Origin of the sequence: Micromonospora sp. NBRC 110009, assembly GCF_030518795.1 — a bacterium.
Taxonomy (GTDB): Bacteria; Actinomycetota; Actinomycetes; order Mycobacteriales; family Micromonosporaceae; genus Micromonospora.
On the sequence record NZ_CP130427.1, the window covers coordinates 3267030 to 3289108 of the forward strand.

Sequence of the window (22079 nt, forward strand, 5' to 3'; positions counted from 1 at the left end):
GCGGCGGGTGGGCACGGCCACCCCTTCAGTGCTGAACCGAGAGAGGTGGGGCGATCATGCGTGCCTTCATCCGTGGGCTGCGCCGGAACGAGGGGCCGCGGCCCGGCGCGTCGACCTGTTACCGCTCCTCGACGTACGTCCCGCTGTCGGCCTGGCAGGTGCGGCAGCGGCGGTTCCGGCCGACCCGGTTCGGCCGGCGCGGCCTCGACCCGGGCGAGGTGCAGGATTTCCTGGACCGGGTGGCCGACGAACTCGCCGCCGCCTACCAGGCCCTGGGCGACAGTCGGCAGGAGACGGCCCGGATCAAGGACGCACTGCGGAGGTGGCAGTCCGAGCAGGCGCAGCAGCGGGCCAACGCCGGGCGGTACTGCTGATGGTCGAGCGGGAACGGTTCGTCATCCACCTGCCGGTGGCCGCCGGCGACCTCACCGGCGCGGTCCGCCTGGCCCGGGTGGTCGCCCGCTGGGCGGGTCTGCTCCCGCAGGCCGACCCGGGGGAGACCACCGTCTCCGCCGAGGACGACCAGGGCGTACGCCATCGGGTCTTCTGCGACCTGCGGCTGGCCGGCGGCCGGCGCTGCCTGCTGCGGGCTGACCACGACGGACCGTGCACCCGCCGGCTGACCCGCTGAGCGCCGCGTGCCCGGCCGTCGCCCCGGCGGGACCCGATCGTCAGCCGGCGCGGAGGGCGTCCTCGACGCCGGTCTCGTGCCGGCCGAGGTGGACCGGGTCGCGGCCGGAGAGCAGATCCACCGCCGCCTTGACGGAGGCGCCGTACTCGCGAGCGGAGCTGATCCGCCACCGCTCGGTGTACCGCCGGGCGGTGTCGTCGCCGACGCCGTTGGCCGCGATGCCGAGACGCCGGCACAGCGCCACCGCGCGGGGCAGGTGGAAGGACTGGGTGACCACCGTCGCGCGGTCCACCCCGAAGATCCGCTTGGCCCGGGCGCACGAGTCGTACGTGTCGAAGCCGGCGTAGTCCATGACCACCTTCCCCGCCGGCACGCCCCGGTCGAGCAGCCAGCGCCGCATCGCCTCGGGCTCGTTGTAGCCGACGTTCATGTTGTCCCCGGACACCAGGATCACGCGGACCTTTCCGGCGTCGAGGAGCCGCCGCGCGATCTCCAGCCGGGCGGTGAGGAACGGCGACGGCGTGCCGTCCGGGTCCACCTTGGTGCCCAGGACCAGGGCGACGGGTGCCTCCGGCACGTCGGCCTCGGTGAAGAGGTGGCCGTCGGCGCCGCCGCGGACCCACGCCACGCTGGCCACCGTGCCGGCGACGAGCAGCACCACGCCGGCGAGACCCGCGACGAGCAACCTGCGCAGCAACGATCGGTGCGTCCCGCACCAGCGCCTCAGCCCCGCCAACCGCCCCCGCATGCCGACGATTATTCCGGCGCGGGGCCGACACGCCACCCCGGCCATCGATAGCGTGGATGCTTCGACAGCGGGAGGAGAACGAGATGGCGGAGCGGCATCCCGCGCTCGCGCGGCTCGACGTGCTCGTCGGACGGTGGACCGTGCAGCCGAAGGTGCCCGGTCTCGGTGCCGGGTGGACCGAGTTCAGCTGGCTCGAGAATGGCCAGTACCTGCGACAGTTCAGCGACGCTGAACCGTTGCCGGAGACGGCGCCGCAGGCCTGGCGGGACAACAACCCGTTGCCCACCACACAGGTGATCGGGCTCGACGACACGACGGAGACGTTCGCCGCGCTGTACGCGGACGCGCGTGGCGTGCACCGGGTCTACCAGATGACGTTCGCCGACGGCGCCTGGCGGATGTGGCGGCGGGCGCCCGGCTTCCACCAGCGCTGGGTCGCCACGGTGGGCGACGCCGTCATCGACGGGCGGTGGGAGCGGTCGGCGGACGGCTTCGACTGGGCGCTCGACTTCGAGTTGACGTACCGCCGCTGACGGCGGTCAGGGTGCCGCGCGGGCGATGACGATCAGCTCCCCGTCGTCGCCCGTCCCGACCGGCTCGCCTGCCCAGCCGCCGCACACCCGCTCGACGGTGAAGCCGGCGTCGGCGAGGGACGCCCGCAGCTCCGCCTCGGTGCGGAAGCGCAGCGTGCCCCGGCTGCACAGTGCTTCCCCGTCGGGGAACTGGTAGTGGTGGCGGTAGCGGACCAGCCCGTCGCGGACCTCGGTCAGCTCGGTCCAGGCGTCCACCGCCGTGCCGTCGGGCAGGGCGAGGCGGCGGCGGGACGCGGCCGGCGTCCAGCGTTCCCAGCGGCGGGCCGACGGGTCGCGCGAGTCGAACGCCAGCCGGCCGCCGTCGGCCAGTGCCCGGCGCAGGTCGGCCAGGGTCCGCGCCCATTCGTCGTCGTCCCGGATCTCCTGCGCCACGTGGCTGGTCAGCAGGGCCACGTCGTAGGCGGCGGCGGGCAGGTCGGCCGAGGTGCCGTGGATCCAGGCGATCCGGTCGGCGCCGGGCTTGGCGCGGGCCGCGTCGAGGGACGTGCGCAGGGGCTCGACGCCGGTCACGGTGTGGCCGGCAGCGGCCAGCGCCAGGGTGAGCCGGCCCGTGCCGCAGCCCAGGTCGAGGACGCGGGTCGGGGCGCTGCCGGCGACACCGAGGAAGAACTCGTCGTCGCGCCCCCACGCGTTCTCCACGTCGTAGAGCGCTGCCAGCCGGTCCGTCATGACCGGTCAGGGTAGCGGTCAGGAGATGTGGTGGAGGATCACGTTGTGCACGTGGTGGCTCTTCTGCGCGCCGCGGAACTCGACCTCGTAGGTGTGCGCGCCGACGTGGATGGCGATCGCCCCGGTGGAGAAGAACGCGCCGCCCCAGGACTTGTTGCTGACCACGCTCACGCTGGTGATCTTCGAGTAGGGGATGCTGGTGATGGCGTGCCGCTTACCGACGAAGGAGCGGTCCTGGATGATCACCCGGCGGTCGGTCAGGCCGACGAATCCGGTGCCCGTGCCGATCGCGTCGTAGACGGCGATGATCTGCTCTCCGGCCAGGAGTCCACTCTGGATCTGCTGGAACTGTTCCCTGCGGTCGTACGTCGGCTCAGCCATGTCCCCGACGGTAGGTGGGGCGCGCCAGCCGGCTCAGGGCTCGGTGACCGCGCGGACGGCGTCCTCGATCCGGGCGGCGAGCAGCACCTCACCCTCGGTGAGCGGCTCGCCGTCGCCGTGGCCCACCTTGATCTGCGTACGGCCGGCCCGGCGGCTGATCTCGGGGCGCAGGCGCAGTGCGTCGGCGACCACCGCGACCCGCTCGGTCAGCGCGGCGTGCTGGGTGTCGTCGAGGCTGAGGGTGCGTCGGATCTGCTCGCCCTCGCGGGTCCACCCGGACAGCAGGGCGAGGGCGTCGTTGAGGTAGTCGTGCTTCTGCCGGCTGTTGAACAGCACGCGCATCACCGCACCTCCCAGGCGTCGTTGCCGGCTTGTGGCCAAATCGTCGCCGTCCCGTGTCCTCGTAGACGCCCTCTAGTCTGTCGTCGCACAGAGGGTGTGTCCACGCCCACACTTCCGGGTTCTACTGACCTCACGGCGACGTCAGGTACCCAAACCGCCGATTGATCTGGCACCCTGGACGGCCGTGCGGACCGAACGGGTAAGCGGAAACGGGCACGCCGACCGGCGTGAGCCGAAGGTCGTCGTCGGGGCGGCGATCATCGCGGACGGCAGGGTGCTGGCGTGCGCCCGCTCGGCGCCCCCCGAGGTGGCCGGCCGCTGGGAGTTTCCCGGCGGCAAGGTCGAGCCGGGGGAGGGCGAGACCGCCGCGCTGATCCGGGAGTGCGCCGAGGAACTCGGCGTACGGGTGGAGATCGGCGCGCGGGTCGGCCGCGACGTACGGATGGCCCACGGCCGATCCGTGCTCCGGGTGTACGTGGCCCGCCTCCTCCATGGTGACCAGCCGAAGGCGCTGGAGCACTCCGAGCTGCGCTGGCTCTCCGCCGCCGAACTCGACACCGTGCCCTGGCTCCCCGCCGACGTGCCGGTGGTCGCCGCGCTGCGCCCGCTGCTCCCCGACGCCTGACCGGCGAGAGCGGACACGGAGGCGGAAACAGGACGGGGGCCGGCGGCATCCGCCGCGGCCCCCGTCGTCGTCGTTGTGCTGGTCAGTGCCTCGGCTCGTCCTGCTGCGGGTGAGCGAAGTTGAGGTGCTCGGGCGGCAGCGGGAAGGTGACGTCGTCGCCGAACGGCGACGGCGCGGCCGCCCTGTCCAACGTCAATTCGGTCAGCGGCAGCTTGCCGTTGACGTCGACCGCCGGGGCGGTCGGGTGCGGCACCTCGCGGTGCCAGTTGACGCCCTGCTGAGCCTGCCTCTCGGCCCGCGTGTCGTGCGAGCCGCCGGCGTGCGAGTGCACCCCGCCGTGGGCGCCGGCGGTCGTCGCGCCGCTGGAGTGCCCGCTGGTCACGCTGGTCTGAGGCACCTGACCCCTCCGGAAGATCTTGCTACCAAGCCACACAAGGGGATCGTACCTGCGGTCGACGACCCGCTCTTTCATGGGGATGATCCCGTTGTCGGTGATCTTGATGTGCTCGGGGCAGACCTCGGTGCAGCACTTGGTGATGTTGCAGAAGCCGAGACCCATCTCGGACTGCGCGTACTCCTTGCGGTCAGTCTTCGCGTCGAGCGGGTGCATGTCCAGCTCGGCGGCCCGGATGAAGAACCGGGGACCGGAGAACGCCTGCTTGTTCTCCTCGTGGTCGCGGATCACGTGGCAGACGTTCTGGCACAGGAAGCACTCGATGCACTTGCGGAACTCCTGCGAGCGCTCGACGTCCACCTGCTGCATCCGGTAGTCGCCGGGGGCCACGTCGGCCGGCGGCGCGAACGCCGGGGTCTCCCGGGCCTTCTCGTAGTTGAACGAGACGTCGGTGACCAGGTCCCGGATCACCGGGAACGTCCGCAGCGGCGTGACCGTGACGGTCTCGCCCTCCTCGAACGTCGACATCCGGGTCATGCAGCTCAGCCGCGGCTTGCCGTTGATCTCCATCGAGCAGGAGCCGCACTTGCCCGCCTTGCAGTTCCACCGGCACGCCAGGTCGGGCGCTTCGGTGTTCTGCAGCCGGTGGATGACGTCGAGGACGACCTCGCCCTCGTTGACCTCGACCGTGTAGTCCTTCAGGTCGCCACCGGTGTCGTCGCCCCGCCAGATGCGGAACTGTCGCTTGGTGCCCATCAGTTGCCCGCCTCCTCAGCGAGGGCGTCGAACTCGGCGAGTTCCTCGTCGGTCAGGTACTTGGCCAGCTCGGCCCGGTCGAACAGCGTGATCAGCTCGGGACGCATCTTCGGCAGCGGCTTCCGGGTCAGCCGGACGGCGTCGCCGTCCAGCGCGCAGACCAGGTTCACCTGCCGCCACTTCGGGTCCATCCCAGGGAAGTCCTCCCGGGTGTGCCCGCCGCGCGACTCCCGCCGCTCCAGCGCCGCCTTCGCGGTGCACTCCGAGACCACCAGCATGTTGCGCAGGTCCAGCGCGAGGTGCCAGCCCGGGTTGTAGCGCCGGCCGCCGGCCGCGCTCACCTTGGCCACCCGCTCGCGCAGCTCGGTCAGCTTGCCCAGGGCGTCCGCCAGCTCGCCCTCCCGCCGGATGATGCCCACCAGCTCGCCCATCACCGCCTGGAGGTCCTGCTGCAGGACGTACGGGCTCTCCCCGGTGTCCCGCTGCAACGGGGCCAGGGCCGTCTCCACCGCGGCCTCCACCGCCGCCACCGACACCGCCGGGCGCGAGGTGAGCTGGTCGGCGTACGTGGCGGCGTGGCCACCCGCCCGCTTGCCGAAGACCAGCAGGTCGGAGAGGGAATTGCCACCGAGCCGGTTGGAGCCGTGCATGCCGCCGGAGACCTCGCCGGCGGCGAAGAGCCCGCGCACCGTGCCGTACGCCGCCCCGGAGTCCGGGTCCACCTCGACGCCGCCCATCACGTAGTGGCAGGTCGGGCCGACCTCCATCGGCTCCTTGGTGATGTCCACGTCGGCCAGCTCCTTGAACTGGTGGAACATGGACGGCAGGCGGCGGCGGATCTCCTCGGCCGGCAGCCGGGAGGCGATGTCCAGGTAGACGCCGCCGGCCGGCGTACCCCGACCGGCCTTGACCTCGCTGTTGATCGCGCGGGCGACCTCGTCGCGGGGGAGCAGCTCGGGCGGGCGCCGGTTGTTGTCCGGGTCCTTGTACCAGCGGTCCGCCTCGGCCTCGTTGTCCGCGTACTGCTTGCGGAACACGTCCGGGACGTAGTCGAACATGAACCGCTTGCCCTCGGAGTTCTTCAGCACCCCGCCGTCGCCGCGCACCGACTCGGTGACCAGGATGCCCTTCACCGAGGGCGGCCAGACCATGCCGGTCGGGTGGAACTGGAGGAACTCCATGTTGATCAGCGTCGCCCCGGCGCGCAGCGCCAGCGCATGACCGTCCCCGGTGTACTCCCAGGAGTTCGAGGTGACCTTGTAGGAACGGCCGACGCCGCCGGTCGCGAGGACCACGGCCGGCGCCTCCAAGAGGATGAACTGGCCGGACTCCCGGTAGTAGCCGAACGCGCCCGCGACCCGGTCGTTGTCGAGCAGCAGCTCGGTGATCGTGGTCTCGGCGAAGACCTTGATCCGGGCCTCGTAGTCGCCGAACTCCCGCTTGTCCTCCTGCTGCAGGGAGACGATCTTCTGCTGGAGGGTGCGGATCAGCTCCAGGCCGGTCCGGTCACCGACGTGCGCCAGCCGCGGGTACTCGTGACCACCGAAGTTCCGCTGGGAGATCTTCCCGTCCTTGGTGCGGTCGAAGAGCGCGCCGTACGTCTCCAGCTCCCAGATCCGCTGCGGCGACTCCTTCGCGTGCAGCTCGGCCATCCGGAAGTTGTTGAGGAACTTGCCGCCGCGCATGGTGTCGCGGAAGTGCACCTGCCAGTTGTCCCGGGAGTTCACGTTGCCCATGGCGGCCGCCGCGCCGCCCTCGGCCATCACCGTGTGCGCCTTGCCGAACAGCGACTTCGAGATGATCGCGGTCTTCTTGCCGGCCAGCCGGGCCTCGATCGCCGCGCGCAGGCCGGCGCCGCCGGCCCCGATCACGACGACGTCGTAGTGGTGTCGTTCGATTCGCGTCTCAGTCATGTCCAGGCTCTCAGTTGATGAACCGCAGGTCGTTGAACCATCCGGCCGCCACCGCCATGACGTAGAAGTCGGTCAGCGCCAGGGTGCCGAGGGTGATCCAGGCGAGCTGCATGTGCCGGACGTTCAGCCAGGAGATGCCCGTCCAGGCCCGGTAGCGCAGCGGGTGCTTGGAGAAGTGCTTGAGCCGCCCGCCGATGATGTGCCGGCAGGAGTGGCAGGAGATGGTGTACGCCCAGAGCATCACCACGTTGACCAGCAGCACGATGTTGCCGAGGCCGAAGCCGAAGCCCTTCGGCGAGTGGAAGGCGTAGATCGCGTCGTAGGTGTTGATCAGCGAGATGATCGCGGCAGCGTAGAAGAAGTAGCGGTGCAGGTTCTGGCCGAGCAGCGGGAACCGGGTCTCCCCGCCGTACGCCTTGTGCCCATCGGGCACGGCGCAGGCCGGCGGCGACAGCCAGAACGACCGGTAGTAGGCCTTGCGGTAGTAGTAGCAGGTCAGCCGGAACAGCAGCAGGAACGGCAGGGTCAGTGCCGCGTCCGGGATGATCCACCAGCCCGGCAGGAAGCTGCCGAAGTGTGAGGAGCCCTCGACGCACCGCTCGGTCACGCAGGGGGAGTAGAACGGCGTCAGGTAGTGGTACTGGTCCACCCAGTACCACTTGTGCATGAAGACCCGGACCGTGGCGTAGATGACCCAGGCGCTGAGCCCGACGACGGTGATCAGTGGTGCGAACCACCAGCGGTCCGTGCGCAACGTCTTCGCCGCTATCGCGGCGCGTGCCCGCGCCCCTCGCGGCCTCGTTGCCGTTGATGTCATTCGAGTCGTCTCCCTGACGGCGCCCTCGCGGGGGCGGCGGATCACGTTCCGTACCGGTCAGCGGACCGGCGAGACCGCGTCCACTGCCACGTCGTGCGCACACCAACGACCGCGCCGGCGAAACCGACGCAGCTAAGTGACACACGTTACGCCGATCTTCGCGGCCCGGCCGCGCAACGCAGTGTCCCGTGTGTCCCGCGGCTTGGAAAGACCCGAACCATGATCAATATCTTTGGGCGGGGTGGACGGTGCGCCGACCGGAAACCCCGGTGCCGGGCCGGGAGAGCGGCGGGAACCTCAACCGGACGCCCCGCCGGTGAAGTTCCACGACGCCAGGCGCAGCGGCGACGCCTCCCACCAGGCGCCGTCCACCCGGTCCGGTTGCCGCACCGGCTGTCGGCCCAGGCCCAGCACCCGGCCCGGGCCCAGGGCCCGCGGGTACGACTCGGTGAACCGGAAATCGCGGACCGCCCGGGTGGGCACCCCGTCCTCGACCAGCCACACCCCGTTGCGGGTCAGCCCCGTGATGACCAGGCGTTTCGGGTCGAGCACCCGGGTGTACCAGAAGTCGCTCACCAGCAACCCGCGCGCCATCCCGGCGACCAGCAGGGCGGTGTCCGGATCCGCCACGGCCCCCGCGGTCCCGCCCGACGTCGGCCCACCGACGGGCGCAGGGCTGTCGCCGCCGGCCACCCGGCCGGCGCCGGGGAGCAGGCGAAGGTTGTGCGGGATCGGGCCGAAGGTGGCGGCGCCCGGCATGCCGTGCCCGGTGGACGCCACCCCCGCCTCGCCGCCGCTGCGCCGGTCGTGGGCCACCGCCATGGTGGTCCCGGCGTCGACCAGGGTCAGCGCGCGTCGGGGCGTGCCCTCCAGGTCGTACGGCAGGGCCGAGCCGTGCAGCGGATCGTCCACCAGGGTCACCGCCGGGTCGAACTGGGCGGCGCCCGGCTCGGCGAAGGACTGCCGCTCGGCGTACCGCTTGCCGTTGAAGCCGAACCAGGCGAGGTTCTGCAGCAGGTCGGCGACGGCGGCGGGTTCGAGCACCACGTCGTACCGCCCCGGGGGCAGCTCGATCGGATCGGCCGCCGCCCGCGCCTTCGCCGCCGCCCGGGCGCCGAGCGCCGCGCCGTCGAGGTCGGCCAGCCGGTCGGCGCAGCGCCGGGCCACCCCGTCGGCCCCGCCGGTACGCGCGATGCCGTCCATCGCCGCCTCCGCCGTCCGCCCCTGCGCCGAGTGCCCGGCCGAGTTGGCGAACGCCCCCGACCGGTAGGCGGTGCGGCAGTAGCCGGCCGCCTCCAGGCCGCCGACCGCGTCCACGAAGGCGCGCACCCGGGCGGCCCGCTCGTCCGGCGACGCGTCGGCGGTGGCCTCGTCGAAGACGGCGGCCGGCGGGACCGGCGACGCCGGGGCGAGCCCAGGCCAGCCCGGGTCGGGCGGGCAGAGCCGGGCCGCCGCCAGGGTCCGTTCGACCAGCGCGGTCAGTCCGTCAGGGTCGACCAGGCTGCCACTGCCGGCGGCGGTCCGGCCGTCGAGGTGCAGCCGCAGCCGCACCGCGGTGCCCGACTCGGCGACGTTCTGGTGGATGAACGAGTTCGCGAACCGGGTCAGCGCCAGGTCGGTGCGGGTCACCACCACCTCGGCCTGGGCGTCCGGCCCGGCCAGCCGGCGGACCAGGTCCACCACCTGGCCGGCGAGGTCCAGCTCGGTCATGCCCGCACCCCCACCCGGACGTTGCGGAAGCGGGCCGGGGCCGCCGGGTGGCCGGTGTGCCCGACCTGGCCGGGCTGCCCCTTGCCGCAGTTCGGCGTGCCCCACGGGACGATCTCCGAGGAGAGCATGTCCATCGAGCGCCAGAAGACCGGCCCGATCCCGGTGTATGTGGGGTTGCGCAGCATCCGCCCCCGCCGGCCCTTCCTCACCTCCCAGCCGACCTCGCAACCGAACTGGAAGTTCAGCCGCTTGTCGTCGATCGACCAGGACCGGTTGATGTCCATCAGCACCCCGTCGTCGGTGGCGTCGATGATCTCGTCGAGGGTGTGCGGGCCCGGTTCCAGGCCCACGTTGGTCATCCGCACCATCGGCAGCCGGGCCCAGCCGTCGGCCCGTACGCTGCCGCCGTAGCCGAGACCGGCGACGGCGGCCGAGTCCCGGCCGGCGAGCACCCCGACCCAGCGTCCGGCGCGGACCGCGTCCCGCTTGACCGCCGGGGAGCCCTCGTCGTCGAAGCCGAAGCTGCCCAGCGCGCCGGGGATGGTCGGATCGATGGTGATGTTCATCAGGTCGGAGCCGTAGCGCAGCGAGCCGAGCCGGGTCAGGTCCAGCCAGGACGTGCCGGCGAAGGCCGCCTCCCAGCCGAGGATGCGGTCCAGCTCGATGGCGTGCCCGACCGACTCGTGGATCTGCAGGGCGAGCTGCTCGCCGCCGAGGATCAGGTCGGTCTCGCCGGCCGGGCACTCGGGGGCGGTCAGCAGCTCCCGCGACTCCTCGGCGATCCGCGCGGCGTGCGCGGCGAGGTCGAGCGAGGTGACCAGCTCCCAACCGGTGGTGCCGTACTGGCCGCGGTAGCTCGGGTAGGACCGGCGCTGCGTCTCGCCGTCGCCGATCGAGGTGGCGGAGATGCCGCCGCCGCACTCCCGGATGCGCTGGTCGATCCGGTGCCCCTCGCTGGAGACGAACCACTTCGCGGTGTCCCAGATCTGGTAGAGCCCCTCGGCCAGGTCGGCGCCGTGCGCGCGCATCGTCTCGGTGGCCCGGACCAGCAGGTCGCCCTTGTCGGAGAGGGGGACGCCGAGCGGGTCCACCACGCAGCCGGAGGCCCAGCTGGCGACCCGAGCCTCGACGGGGACCAGGTCGATCGGCGGGCCGGGGACCCGCGCGCTCGCGGTGGCGGTCGCCGCGGCGCGCCGGCCGGCGTCGCGGGCCGCGGCATCCGACAGGTCCGGTACGGCGTGGAAGCCCCAGCTCGAGCCGACCAGGGCCCGGACGCCGAGCCCGACGCTCTCGTCCTGAGTCAGCTCCTCGATGTCGCCGTTGCGGGCCGACATCGACTCGTACCGGCGGTGCATCACCCGGGCGTCCGCGTACCGGGCTCCCGCGTCGAGGGCGGCCTGGACGGCGGCGGTCGCCGCGTCGAACTCGGTCATGCGCCCGACCCTAGGCGAGCGCACCGACATCCGTCAGCCGAGCAGGTCTTCCGGCCGGATGCCGGCCCGAACGGGCTCGGTCAGCTCCAGCACCTCGCCCGCCTTCGTGACGGACCGCTCGACATAGTGCCCACCCTGCCGCTGATAGAGGTACATGGTCAGGGTCTCCTGCTCGATCAGGAGGTACCACTCGATGCCGGCGGCGGCGTAGTAGTGCATCTTGAGCACCTTGTCGGTGGCCGCGTTGCTCGGCGAGATGATCTCACAAACCAGATGGACATCGCTGGCGTCGATGACGAGCACCTGAAGATCGATGTCGTTGGTGATGACCAGATCGGGAATCGGGATCCGGCCTGGCCGCAGGCGGACGTTCACCGCTTCGAGCACCCGCAGGCCGGCCTCACGCACCGGCTTACGGAGCGCGGCGCGTAGCTCGCCGGAAATGTTCTGGTGCAGCGGCGTCGGTCCAGGGGTCACGTAGAGGCTCCAGTCGAAGAGTTCGACGCGTTGCTGCGTCTCGCCGAGGGCGAGGTACTCCTCTTCGGTCCACGGGCCGTCGTGGTCGAACACCGCCGCGGTCATGGCCACCTCCACCTCGTGTCGGCCGGAATCCTCACCTGAGCCTCCGGACCATGGTCGCACTCGCCGTGCGACGTGCGGCGCAGACATCGAGTTGTGGATGTGAATGTCCAGGTGAGGGCTGGTCAAGCCCGAAACCCACTCGTTACGCTCAGGCCGCTGACAGCCCGCGTTTTGTAGCTTATTTTCGCCTCCAGAACTTTGCTGTAAGTTCTCTTCGTCACAGAGGGAGGCGGTCGTGGGCAGGTCGGAGTCGGCGCCGTCCGGGGAACCGGACCGCCCAGCGGTGCCGGAGCAACGCTCCGGCGAGGGTCCCTATCTGCGGGTGAAGGACCTGCGGGTCCGGTTCGACACGGAGGACGGCGTGGTCCGCGCCGTCGACGGGGTGTCCTTCTCGGTCGAGCGCGGTCGCACCCTCGGCATCGTGGGGGAGTCCGGCTCGGGCAAGAGCGTCACCTCGCTGGCGATCCTGGGCCTGCACAACACCAAGCGCGCCACCATCAGCGGGGAGATCTCCGTCGGCGGCCGGCAGCTGGTCGGCCTGCCCGAGGAGGAGGTACGCCGGCTGCGCGGCCGCGACATGGCGATGATCTTCCAGGACCCGCTGTCGGCGCTGCACCCGTACTACACCGTGGGGCGGCAGATCGCCGAGGCGTACCGGGTGCACCACCCGAGGGCCGGCAAGCGGGAGGCCCGTAGCCGGGCCGTCGACATGCTCGGCCGGGTGGGCATCCCGCAGCCGGCCAAGCGGTACGACCAGTACCCGCACGAGTTCTCCGGCGGCATGCGGCAGCGCGCGATGATCGCGATGGCCCTGGTCAACGACCCGGACCTGCTGATCGCCGACGAGCCGACCACGGCGCTGGACGTGACGGTGCAGGCGCAGATCCTCGACCTCCTCGCCGACCTGCAGGAGGAGTTCCACTCGGCGATCATCCTGATCACCCACGATCTCGGCGTGGTGTCGCAGGTCGCCGACGACGTGCTGGTGATGTACGGGGGACGGGCGGTCGAGCAGGGCAGCGTCGAGCAGGTGCTGCGCCGGCCGCAGCATCCGTACACCTGGGGGTTGTTGTCGAGCGTGCCGTCCCTGCACGGTGACGCCGACGCGGACCTGGTGCCCATCGCGGGCAACCCGCCCTCGCTGATCAACCTGCCCGCCGGGTGCGCCTTCCACCCGCGCTGCCGCTACGCCGACCGCAACGGGGACCGGTCGCGGACCGAGGTGCCGGAGCTGCGCTCGGCCGGGGAGGCGGGCCACCTGGTCGCCTGCCACCTCCCGGCCGAGGACCGCACCCGGCTCTACCAGCAGGACATCGCCCAGGTGGGGGTGGCTCGATGACCGAACCGCTGCTGAAGGTACGCGGGCTGACCAAGCACTTCCCGGTCCGCGAGGGGTTCCGCGCCGGCGGGGCCGTGCGCGCGGTCGACGGGCTCGACTTCGACGTCCGCCCGGGCGAGACGCTGGGCCTGGTCGGGGAGTCCGGCTGCGGCAAGACCACCACCGGCCGGATGCTGGTCCGGCTGCTGGAACCCACCTCCGGCACCATCGAGTTCGCGGGACAGGACATCACCCACGCCCGGCGGCGGGCGCTGCGGCCGCTGCGGCAGGACCTCCAGATCATCTTCCAGGACCCGTACGCGTCGTTGAACCCCCGCCACACGGTGGGCCGGATCGTGGCCATGCCGTTGCAGGTCAACGGCATCAACCCGCCCGGCGGCACCAAGAAGCGGGTGCAGGAGCTGCTGGAGCTCGTCGGCCTGAACCCGGAGCACTACAACCGCTACCCGCACGAGTTCTCCGGCGGCCAGCGGCAGCGCATCGGCATCGCCCGCGCGCTCGCCCTGCGGCCCAAGCTGATCGTGGCCGACGAGCCGGTCAGCGCGCTCGACGTCTCCATCCAGGCCCAGGTCATCAACCTGCTGCGCGACCTGCAACGCGACCTCGACCTGGCCTTCGTCTTCATCGCCCACGACCTGGCCGTGGTCCGGCACTTCTGCCACCGGGTCGCCGTCATGTACCTCGGGAAGATCGTCGAGATCGGCGACCGCGACGAGATCTACGAGCGCCCGCAGCACCCGTACACCCGGGCGCTGCTGTCGGCGATCCCGGACGTGACCGCGCTCGGACCGGCCGGGCGGATCCGGCTCACCGGAGACGTGCCGACCCCGCTCAACCCGCCGTCGGGCTGCCGGTTCCGGACCCGCTGCTGGAAGGCGCAGGACCGGTGCGCGACGGAGGAACCGGCGCTGGTCACCCGGGACGGTGGCCGGCAGCTCACCGCCTGCCACTTCCCGGAGCAGGGGTCGATCAGCCGGGAGTCGGAACCGACCGCCGAGGAGGTGGCGAAGTGAGCCTGTCCCCGGTCGAGGGCGTGGCGCTGGCCGAGATCGAGTCCACCGGTGACGGCCCCGAGGAGAAGCGGCTCGTCGGGCGTTCCCCGGGCCAACTGGTCTGGGCCCGGTTGCGCCGCGACCGCACGGCCCTCGTCAGCGGCGTCGTGCTGGTCCTGTTCGTCCTGGCGGCGGTGGCGGCGCCGCTGCTCCAGCGGCTCTACGGGATGTCGCCGAGCCAGCAGTTCGGGGACCTGCTGGACTCCACCGGCATGCCCCTCGGCTACGTCGGCGGGGTCAGCGGCGATCACTGGTTCGGCCTCGAACCCGGTCTGGGTCGGGACATCTTCATCCGGATGATCTACGGCATCCGCACCTCGCTGTTGATCGCGCTCGGGGCGGCCCTGGTGACCACGACGATCGGTGTGGTGCTCGGGATCGTCGCCGGCTATCTGGGTGGCGTGGTCGACGCGGTGATCGGGTGGTTCACCGACGTCGCCCTGGCCATGCCGTTCCTGGTCTTCGCGCTGGCCGTGGTGCCGACCTTCTCGCTGCGGTTCTACGGCCCCCGCGACGCGATCCCGACCTGGTTCGCGGTCACCACGCTGGTCGTGGTCTTCGCGGCGTTCGGCTGGACCGGGACCGCCCGGCTGGTCCGGGGACAGGTGGTGTCGCTGCGCGAGCGGGAGTTCGTGGAGGCGGCCCGGGCCAGCGGGGCGGGGCTGGGACACATGCTGTTCCGGCAACTGCTGCCGAACATCTGGGCCCCGATCCTGGTCGCGTTTTCGCTCGCCGTGCCGTCGTACGTGACGGGCGAGGCGGCGCTCTCCTTCCTCGGCGTCGGGCTGCCCGAATCGGTGCCGAGCTTCGGCCGGATGATCTACCGCAGCATCGACTACCTGCAGACCGACCCGGCGTACGTCTTCTTCCCCGGCATCACCATCTTCGCGCTGGTGCTGGCGTTCAACCTCTTCGGCGACGCGCTGCGCGACGCGCTCGACCCGAAGTCGTCACGGTAAGGGGTTCGGCACATGGCGCGGTTCCTGCTGAAGCGGCTGCTGCTGGCGGTCTCGGTGCTGCTCGCGGTCAGCGTCGTCAGCTTCCTGATGTTCTTCGCGCTGCCCCGCGACCCGGTGACCGGCATGTGCCCGAAGAACTGCAACGCCGAACGCCTGGAGCGGGTGCGTACCGAACTGGGGCTGAACGACCCGAAGCCGCAGCAGTACGTCAACTACATGAAGGGCATCTTCGTCGGCCGCGACCTGGGCAGCGCGCAGGGCGGCAAGTGCGAGGCGCCCTGCCTCGGCTACTCCTACGTCAACAGCGAGGCGGTCAGCGACACCTTCGCCCGGGTGCTGCCCGTGACGTTGAACGTGGTCCTTCCGGCGGCGGTGCTGTGGCTCGCCATCGGGGTGGGGCTCGGCATGATCTCGGCACTACGGAGAGGTTCGCTGCTCGACCGGATCTCGATCGGGCTCACGCTGACCTTCGCCTCGTTGCAGCTCTACTTCGTCGGGGCCGTGCTCCTGCTGATCTTCGTCTACTCGCTGAAGATCCTGCCGACACCGCGCTACACGCCGATCTTCGACAATCCGGTGGAGTGGGCCCGGGGGCTGGTGCTCGCCTGGGTGACCCTGGCGCTGCTCTTCTCCGCGATCTACGCGCGGCTGTCCCGGGCGCAGATGCTCGAGACGCTCTCCGAGGACTTCGTACGCACGGCCCGCGCCAAGGGCATGTCGAAGCGGAAGGTCTACGGGCGGCACGCGCTGCGGGCGGCGATCACGCCCATCGTCACGATCGCCGGTCTCGACGTGGGCGCGGCGCTCGGCGGCACGGTCATCACCGAGACCACCTTCGGCATCCAGGGGCTGGGGCGGACGGCCGTGGAGGCGGTCCGCCAGGGGGACCTGCCGACCATCATGGCCACCGTGTTGATCTCGGCGCTCTTCGTGGTCATCGCGAACATCGTGGTCGACCTGCTCTACGCGTTCATCGACCCGCGGGTACGCCTCGGCTGACCGCCCTGTGCCAGGGTGCCGATCGTTGTGGCCCCGTTATCTGCTCGAAATTTACCGCGAGTGAAAGCTAGGCGAAGCTTTCCTTCATCGGACCCGGAGGAGTGAGTATGCGAGCAAGACTCGCCACCGCCATGGGCGGTGCGATGGCACTGGTGGTAGCCCTCAGTGCATGCAGCAAGAACACCGGCGACAACGCCAACGACGTGGACACCAACAAGCCGCGCACGGGCGCCATCGCGACCGACCCGAAGGACTCGCTCGGCCCGGCGGCCGAGGTGCCCGGCGCGGCAAAGGGCGGGACCTTCTACATCCTGCGGGAGAACAAGATCTCCCACCTGGACCCGCAGCGGGTCTACTCGTTCGCCGGCCTGATGGGGAGCCAGCTCTACGCCCGCTTCCTCACCACGTTCAAGGACGACGGCAAGGGCAACGTGACCCTGGTCGGCGACCTGGCCGAGACCCCCGGCACGAACGTCAACAACGACTGCAAGGTCTGGGAATTCAAGATCAAGCAGGGCGTCAAGTTCGAGGACGGCCGGCCGATCACCTCCAAGGAGATCGCGTACGGCATCGCCCGCTCGTTCGACCCCGACCTGACCGGTGGCCCGACCTACCTGCAGGAGTGGCTGGTCGACAGCCCGCAGTACGACACCAAGTGGAACTTCAAGGCCAACAAGAACTCGCTGCCGCCGGGCCTGAGCACCCCGGACGCGCAGACGCTGCGCTTCGAGTTCAACAAGCCGCGCTGTGACCTGCCGTTCGCCGTGTCGCTGCCGGCCACCGCGCCGCTGCCGCCGGACAAGGACACCGGCGTCAACCTGGACAACCAGCCGTTCTCGTCCGGCCCCTACAAGTTCACCAAGATCACGCCCGGCGTGGAGATGGTGCTGGAGCGGAACGCGAACTGGGACCCGGCGACCGACCCGGTGCGGCACGCGTACCCGGACAAGTTCGTCTGGTCGCTGGGAGCGGACAACACCACCCAGACCAACCGGGTGCTCGCCGGCACCGGCAACGACGCCGCGGCGGTGGCCACCGGCGGTGTGCCGTCCGAGCTGATCGCGAAGGTCACCGGCGACGCCAAGCTCAAGGAGCGGATGATCGTCGCGGCCACGCCGAACGCGTACCGGCTGAGCATCAACACCAGCCGGGTCACCGACCTGCCCGTGCGGCAGGCGATCAACTACGCGATCGACCGCAGCAGCATCACCAAGAACCTCGGCGGCCCGTACGGCGCGGTCCCGCTGACCACGCTGCTGCCGCCCACCACGCTCGGCTACAAGAAGTTCGACGCCTACCCGGCCGGCGAGAGCGGCAACCCGGAGAAGGCGAAGGAACTGCTCGCCGGCAAGTCGGTGAATCTGGTGCTGGGCACCTCCGACGACACCCCGTCGCAGGAGACCGCGACGCAGGTCAAGAACGCCCTGGAGAAGGCCGGCTTCACCGTCACGATCAAGCCCATCCCCGAGGACGGCTACCTCGACTTCGTGAAGAAGAAGAGCAACCCGTGGGACATCTGGGTCGACTCGTGGGCGGCCGACTGGCCCAGCGGTGCCTCGATCCTGCCGGTGCTCTTCGACGGCCGGAACATCAAGGCCGAGGGCAACAGCAACACGTCCCAGCTCAACAGCGACGCCATCAACGCCGAGTTCGACCGGGTCCTCGCTGAGGACCCGTCGAAGCAGGCCGACGAGTGGAGCAAGCTGGACGAGCGGCTCATGAAGGAGTCGGCGCCGGCGGTGCCGCTGTACAACGAGGTGGTCTCCGTCGCCCACGGCGACAAGGCCGGCGGCCTCTTCATCGGCAGCATCTTCGGCTGGCCCAGCTTCGTGAACGCCTACGTGAAGCAGTGACCGCCTGAAAGCAGGGGCCCCTTCTTAACGCCTGGCGTTAATAAGGGGCCCCTGCTCTGCCGCAGGCGTTAATAAGGGGCCCTTCCTTACAGGTGCCGGCGGAGGAAGTCGAGCTCCAGGCGGAGCAGGCGCTCGGCCACACCACCGGCGGCCATGTGGGTGGCCCCGGTCAGCGGCAGCACGGCGTGCGGCCGGCCGGCGGCCAGCAGCGCCGCCGAGAGGCGCAGCGTGTGCGCGGCCAGCACGTTGTCGTCGACCAGGCCGTGCACCAGCAGCATCGGCCGGGCCTGGGCCGGGTCGCCGACCGGCTCGGCGGCCAGCTCCACCAGCGAGTGGTGGGCGTACACGTCCATCCCGTCGTCCGGCATACCCAGGTAGCGCTCGGTGTACGCGGTGTCGTACAGCGTCCAGTCGGTGACCGGGGCGCCGACCACCGCGCAGCGGAACAGCTCCGGGTGGCGCAGCACCGCCAGCCCGGCCAGCCAGCCGCCGAACGACCAGCCGCGCACCGCCACCCGCTCCAGGTCCAGGTCCGGGTGCTTGCCGGCGAGCGCGGTCAGCGCGTCCACCTGGTCGGAGAGGATCACGTCGGCCATCCGCCGGTGGATCGCCTTCTCGAACGACGGGGCGATGCCCGGGGTGCCCCGGTTGTCGATCGTCACCACCGCGAAGCCCTGCTCGGCCCACCACTGCCGTTCCAGCCAGGCCGACCGGGCGGCGACCACCTCCTGGTGCCCCGGCCCGCCGTAGACGTCCAGCAGCACCGGCAGCTTCGTGCCCTTGACGTGCTCCAGCGGGTAGAGCACCGCGCTCGGCAGCCGCCGGTCGGTCACCCGGACCATGGTCGGCCGCGGCGCGTACGGCGGGGTCGCGGCCAGCGAGCGCAGCTCGCCCACCTCACGGTCGTCGTGCCACACCCGCCAGTGGGTGCCCGGTTGCTCCAGGGAGGCGAGGCCGACCACCAGCGTGGCGCCGCCGATCGCCGCGGTGTGCCAGCCCGGGTCGCTGCCCATCCGGCGGGCGTCCACCCCGCCGCCGATCACCGTCCGGACCCGGTAGAGGTGGCGCTGGCTCGGCTCGCCCTCGCTCGCCTCGACCAGCAGGTCCGCCGGGGCGTTCGGCCCGGCGGGCAGCCGCCCCACCACCCGGCGTACGTAGAGCGACGGCGGGGTGAGCAGGGTGCCGTCGGCGAACAGGCAGCGGGCGTCGTACCCGTCGTGGGCCAGCTCGCCGCCGACCAGCACCCGGCCGTCGGGCAGGTGCGCCGGGGTGCCGGGGATCGGTTCCACCCAACGCGGGTCGGCCAGCTCGGCGTGCACCTGGGTCTCCCCGGTCCGCGGGTCCACCGCGAGCACCAGGCCGTGCTGCTGCGACCGGCGCAGCACGGTGATCAGCGGCCCGCCGTCCGCCCAGTCCACCGACGTCAGGTACGGGTAGGTCTCCCGGTCCCAGTGCACGTCCACCCAACCGCCGTCGAGGTCGAGCAGGTGCAGGCTGACCTCGGCGTTCGGCCCGCCCGCCACGGGGTACGCGACGGTCGTCGGCAGGCTCGCCGGGTCGGCCGGATCGTGCAGGTGCCACTGCGGCAGCCGGGACTCGTCCACCCGGGCGGCCAGCACCGAGCGCCCGTCCGGGGCCCACCAGTAGCCGCGGAACCGGCCGAACTCCTCCGCCGCGATGTGCTCGGCCAGCCCCCAGCTCACGCCGCTGTCCTCACCGGCGAGGAGGTTGTCCGTGCCGTCCGGCTCGACCACCCGCAACTGGCCCCGGCGGACCCCCTCGGCGGCGTCGGTGACGTAGGCCAGCCGCTCGCCGGTCGGGTCGGGACGGGGGTCGATCACCGGGCCGACGGCGGTCACCTCGATCACGTCGCCGTGCACCAGGTCGGCCCGGAACAGCCGACCGGCCAGGGCGAACGCCGCCACCCGGCCGGCGGCGTCCAGGGCGTACGAGCCGATGCCGGCGGCGGCGAGTCGCAGCCGCTCGCGCAGCGCCCGCTCGCCGGGGGAGAGCGCGGTGGGATCAGCGTCCGAGCCGAGCAGCACCGCCGGATCGGCGACCAGCCGCTCCTCGCCGGAGGCGACGTCGAGCAGCCAGAGCGCGTCGGCCGGGTCCTCCGGTCCGGAGGAGCGCAGGAAGATCACCCGGCAGCCGTCGTCCGCGACGGAGACGGCGCGCGGCGCCCCGTGGCTGAACCGACGGGTACGGGCGGCCAGCTCGGGAAAGTCCACGCTTCGGATCGTAGGCGCGCCCCGGGGGTGATGTGGCCGACCTGCGCGGACGCGTAATCCTCGGCGGGACAGGACCGCCGGATAGAGTGACGGGCGTGACGACGCTGCCCGATCGACGCCTTCTGCTGGTTCACGCGCACCCCGACGACGAGTCCATCGGCACCGGCTCGACGATGGCCCACTACGCCGCCACCGGCGCCCACGTCACCCTCGTGACCTGCACGCTGGGCGAGGAGGGCGAGATCCACGTACCGGAGCTGGCCCAGCTCGCCGCGGCCGAGGCCGACCAGCTCGGCGGCTACCGGATCGGTGAGCTGGCCGCCGCCTGCGCCGCGCTCGGCGTCACCGACCACCGCTTCCTCGGCGGCGCGGGCCGCTACCGCGACTCCGGCATGATGGGCCTCGCCACCAACGAGCATCCCCGCGCCTTCTGGCAGGCCGACCTCGAGGAGGCCGCCGGTCACCTGGTGGCGATCATGCAGGAGGTACGCCCCCAGGTCATGATCACCTACGACGCCAACGGCTTCTACGGCCACCCGGACCACATCCAGGCCCACCGGGTGGCGATGCGCGCCGTGGAGCTGGCCGCCGCCGAGGGGATCGCCCCGGCGAAGGTCTACTGGACGGCCATGCCGCGCAGCGTGCTGGCGGCCGGCCTGGACGCCTTCACCGAGTCCTCGGACAACCCGTTCGCCGGCATCGAGAGCGCCGACGAGCTGCCCTTCGGCACGCCCGACCCGGAGATCGCCGCCCGGATCGACGCCACCGAGCAGCACGCCGCCAAGGAGGCGGCGATGCGGGCGCACGCCACCCAGATCCCGGCCACCTCCTGGCTCTACTCGATCGCCGGCAACTTCGGTGCCGAGTTCATGGGCGTGGAGTACTTCACCCTGGCGCTCGGCGCGAAGGGACCGGGCAACGGCCCGTACGGCTGGGAGGACGACCTCTTCGCCGGGTTGGCGCTGGACGGCGCGGACCGGGCCCCGGTCGCGGCGGCCGGCCTCCGGTGACGCTGCCCGCCGTACCGATGCCGGTCGCCCCCGAGCAGCAGCCCGCCGCGCCGCCCGCCCGGCCGGGGCGGGCTCTCGACCTCGCCCTGCGGATCGCGGGCGGCGTGGTGACGGTCTGGGCGGGCGTGCTCGCCGCGCTGCTGGAGGTGCTCTTCGCCACCTGGGCCTGGGAGGTGGTCAAGGGCCGGTCCGGCGGCCTGGCGAAGGCGGTGGTCGGCATCTCGGCCGCGCTGGGCGGCGTCGCCGCGGTGGTCGTGCTGACGGTCCTGGTGGGCTGGTTCGCGCACGCCGCCGTCGGGACCCGGTGGGCGGCGGCGCTGGCCGCGCTGCCCTGGTTCGTGGTGATCGTCGCGGGCGGCTTCCCGACCACCGAGGGGGACCTCGCGCTCACCGGCGACAACGTGCTCGGCCTCGCGCTGGTCGTGACGGGCGCGGTCACCTTCGCGGTGCTGGGTTTCCGGCAGCTCGTGCTGCCGCCGCCCGCCCCCCGCTGAGGTACAGACGCGGCACAGGTGGTGGTGGTAGATATTCCTGCCAGGAGCCTGCCGTGCGGCGGGCATACGGCGGGAGGCGGGCGATGAGGGAGCGGTGGCGCGCGATCGGCGTGCTGGCGGCGGCGCTGTTCGTGGTCAACGTGGTGGCCCGGCTGGTCATCAAGTTCGGCTTCCCGAACGACGACGCCGCCGCCGACCGGGTCTCCTGGGTGATGTTCGTGGTGATCGGGCTGATCCTGGCCGTGGTGGCGTTCCGCTGGGGGCGGGACCGTCCGGTGGGCCGGTGGCTCGCCGACCTGGCCGGCGCGGTCGCGGTGGCCCTGGCGTTGACCGTGTTCGTCGGCCCGCTGCTGGTCGGGGAGAACCCGTTCGGCGGGGGTGCCGGGCTCTTCTTCGCCCAGATCTGGCTCTACCTGGCCGCCACGGCGGCGGGTGTGCTGGTGGGTTTCCTGACTCTCACCGCGCTGGGCCGGGACTACCGCTCCCAGCAGCTCAAGCGGTACGCCGAGCTGAGGGCCGCGAAGCCTCGCAAGATCGTCCGGCGCTGA

The 22079-nt window shown here is 71.6% G+C and carries 23 protein-coding genes; 12 read left to right on the top strand and 11 right to left on the bottom strand.

Annotated elements, in window-relative coordinates; translation table 11 throughout:
* The first annotated feature begins 56 nt into the window (after positions 1–56).
* Positions 57–374 (top strand): DivIVA domain-containing protein, encoded by a 318-nt coding sequence (locus Q2K19_RS15685; protein ID WP_302771793.1) that lies wholly within the window; start codon positions 57–59, stop codon positions 372–374.
* Positions 374–631 carry a hypothetical protein gene (locus Q2K19_RS15690; RefSeq protein WP_302771795.1) on the top strand — a complete coding sequence of 86 codons (258 nt, stop codon included), beginning with the start codon at positions 374–376 and terminating at the stop codon, positions 629–631. The genes Q2K19_RS15685 and Q2K19_RS15690 overlap by 1 nt, the downstream gene beginning before the upstream one ends.
* 40 nt (positions 632–671) lie before the next feature.
* Here the strand turns inward: Q2K19_RS15690 and Q2K19_RS15695 are convergent, their stop codons facing one another.
* Positions 672–1379, bottom strand: coding sequence for a SanA/YdcF family protein (locus Q2K19_RS15695; protein WP_302771796.1), 708 nt, complete (start codon positions 1377–1379; stop codon positions 672–674).
* Positions 1380–1462: 83 nt separating this feature from the next.
* On the opposite strand from Q2K19_RS15695, the gene Q2K19_RS15700 reads away from it, so the two are divergent.
* Positions 1463–1912 carry a hypothetical protein gene (locus Q2K19_RS15700; RefSeq protein WP_302771798.1) on the top strand — a complete coding sequence of 150 codons (450 nt, stop codon included), beginning with the start codon at positions 1463–1465 and terminating at the stop codon, positions 1910–1912.
* A 6-nt stretch (positions 1913–1918) separates the two neighbouring features.
* Here the strand turns inward: Q2K19_RS15700 and Q2K19_RS15705 are convergent, their stop codons facing one another.
* The 3 genes from Q2K19_RS15705 to Q2K19_RS15715 are packed head-to-tail and all read right to left on the bottom strand — an operon-like array spanning position 1919 to position 3364.
* On the bottom strand, positions 1919–2641 hold the full coding sequence (locus Q2K19_RS15705) for a class I SAM-dependent methyltransferase (RefSeq protein WP_302771800.1): 723 nt from the start codon (positions 2639–2641) through the stop codon (positions 1919–1921).
* Between the two features lie 18 nt (positions 2642–2659).
* Positions 2660–3022 carry a PH domain-containing protein gene (locus Q2K19_RS15710; RefSeq protein ID WP_302771801.1) on the bottom strand — a complete coding sequence of 121 codons (363 nt, stop codon included), beginning with the start codon at positions 3020–3022 and terminating at the stop codon, positions 2660–2662.
* A 33-nt stretch (positions 3023–3055) separates the two neighbouring features.
* Positions 3056–3364, bottom strand: a complete 309-nt coding sequence (locus Q2K19_RS15715) for a 4a-hydroxytetrahydrobiopterin dehydratase (RefSeq protein ID WP_302771803.1) — start codon at positions 3362–3364, stop codon at positions 3056–3058.
* Positions 3365–3548: 184 nt separating this feature from the next.
* Between Q2K19_RS15715 and Q2K19_RS15720 the strand changes: the two genes are divergently transcribed.
* On the top strand, positions 3549–3989 hold the full coding sequence (locus Q2K19_RS15720) for a (deoxy)nucleoside triphosphate pyrophosphohydrolase (RefSeq protein ID WP_302771804.1): 441 nt from the start codon (positions 3549–3551) through the stop codon (positions 3987–3989).
* An 82-nt stretch (positions 3990–4071) separates the two neighbouring features.
* Here the strand turns inward: Q2K19_RS15720 and Q2K19_RS15725 are convergent, their stop codons facing one another.
* The 6 genes from Q2K19_RS15725 to Q2K19_RS15750 all read right to left on the bottom strand — a co-directional run bounded on the left by Q2K19_RS15725 (position 4072) and on the right by Q2K19_RS15750 (position 11594).
* Entirely contained in the window at positions 4072–5139 is a 1068-nt protein-coding gene (locus tag Q2K19_RS15725; RefSeq protein ID WP_302771806.1) for a succinate dehydrogenase/fumarate reductase iron-sulfur subunit, read from the bottom strand.
* Entirely contained in the window at positions 5139–7052 is a 1914-nt protein-coding gene (locus Q2K19_RS15730; protein ID WP_302771808.1) for a fumarate reductase/succinate dehydrogenase flavoprotein subunit, read from the bottom strand. The genes Q2K19_RS15725 and Q2K19_RS15730 overlap by 1 nt, the downstream gene beginning before the upstream one ends.
* A gap of 10 nt (positions 7053–7062) precedes the next feature.
* The gene (locus Q2K19_RS15735) at positions 7063–7869 is read right to left on the bottom strand and encodes a hypothetical protein (protein ID WP_302771810.1); all 807 of its coding nucleotides are present in this window, start codon (positions 7867–7869) and stop codon (positions 7063–7065) included.
* Between the two features lie 297 nt (positions 7870–8166).
* A complete protein-coding gene (locus Q2K19_RS15740; protein WP_302771812.1) occupies positions 8167–9579 on the bottom strand; it encodes a TldD/PmbA family protein in 1413 nt (470 codons plus the stop codon).
* On the bottom strand, positions 9576–11012 hold the full coding sequence (locus Q2K19_RS15745; protein WP_302771814.1) for a TldD/PmbA family protein: 1437 nt from the start codon (positions 11010–11012) through the stop codon (positions 9576–9578). The genes Q2K19_RS15740 and Q2K19_RS15745 overlap by 4 nt, the downstream gene beginning before the upstream one ends.
* Positions 11013–11045: 33 nt before the next feature.
* On the bottom strand, positions 11046–11594 hold the full coding sequence (locus tag Q2K19_RS15750) for a Uma2 family endonuclease (protein ID WP_302772513.1): 549 nt from the start codon (positions 11592–11594) through the stop codon (positions 11046–11048).
* A 235-nt stretch (positions 11595–11829) separates the two neighbouring features.
* Between Q2K19_RS15750 and Q2K19_RS15755 the strand changes: the two genes are divergently transcribed.
* The 5 genes from Q2K19_RS15755 (at position 11830) to Q2K19_RS15775 (ending at position 17796) form a co-directional block, all read left to right on the top strand.
* Entirely contained in the window at positions 11830–12933 is a 1104-nt protein-coding gene (locus tag Q2K19_RS15755; protein WP_446839654.1) for an ABC transporter ATP-binding protein, read from the top strand.
* Entirely contained in the window at positions 12930–13946 is a 1017-nt protein-coding gene (locus Q2K19_RS15760; RefSeq protein WP_302771816.1) for an ABC transporter ATP-binding protein, read from the top strand. The genes Q2K19_RS15755 and Q2K19_RS15760 overlap by 4 nt, the downstream gene beginning before the upstream one ends.
* Entirely contained in the window at positions 13943–14944 is a 1002-nt protein-coding gene (locus Q2K19_RS15765; RefSeq protein ID WP_302771818.1) for an ABC transporter permease, read from the top strand. The genes Q2K19_RS15760 and Q2K19_RS15765 overlap by 4 nt, the downstream gene beginning before the upstream one ends.
* A gap of 12 nt (positions 14945–14956) precedes the next feature.
* On the top strand, positions 14957–15943 hold the full coding sequence (locus Q2K19_RS15770; RefSeq protein WP_302771820.1) for an ABC transporter permease: 987 nt from the start codon (positions 14957–14959) through the stop codon (positions 15941–15943).
* Positions 15944–16050: 107 nt separating this feature from the next.
* Positions 16051–17796: an ABC transporter substrate-binding protein gene (locus Q2K19_RS15775; RefSeq protein WP_302771822.1), complete on the top strand. Its 1746-nt coding sequence runs from the start codon at positions 16051–16053 to the stop codon at positions 17794–17796.
* Between the two features lie 86 nt (positions 17797–17882).
* On the opposite strand, the gene Q2K19_RS15780 is transcribed toward Q2K19_RS15775, so the two are convergent.
* Entirely contained in the window at positions 17883–20027 is a 2145-nt protein-coding gene (locus Q2K19_RS15780; RefSeq protein WP_302771824.1) for a prolyl oligopeptidase family serine peptidase, read from the bottom strand.
* Between the two features lie 86 nt (positions 20028–20113).
* On the opposite strand from Q2K19_RS15780, the gene mshB reads away from it, so the two are divergent.
* From mshB to Q2K19_RS15795, 3 genes are all read left to right on the top strand, one after another.
* On the top strand, positions 20114–21037 hold the full coding sequence (mshB, locus tag Q2K19_RS15785) for an N-acetyl-1-D-myo-inositol-2-amino-2-deoxy-alpha-D-glucopyranoside deacetylase (protein ID WP_302771826.1): 924 nt from the start codon (positions 20114–20116) through the stop codon (positions 21035–21037).
* Between the two features lie 17 nt (positions 21038–21054).
* Positions 21055–21531 carry a hypothetical protein gene (locus Q2K19_RS15790; protein ID WP_302772517.1) on the top strand — a complete coding sequence of 159 codons (477 nt, stop codon included), beginning with the start codon at positions 21055–21057 and terminating at the stop codon, positions 21529–21531.
* Positions 21532–21614: 83 nt separating this feature from the next.
* Positions 21615–22079, top strand: a complete 465-nt coding sequence (locus Q2K19_RS15795; protein ID WP_302771828.1) for a hypothetical protein — start codon at positions 21615–21617, stop codon at positions 22077–22079.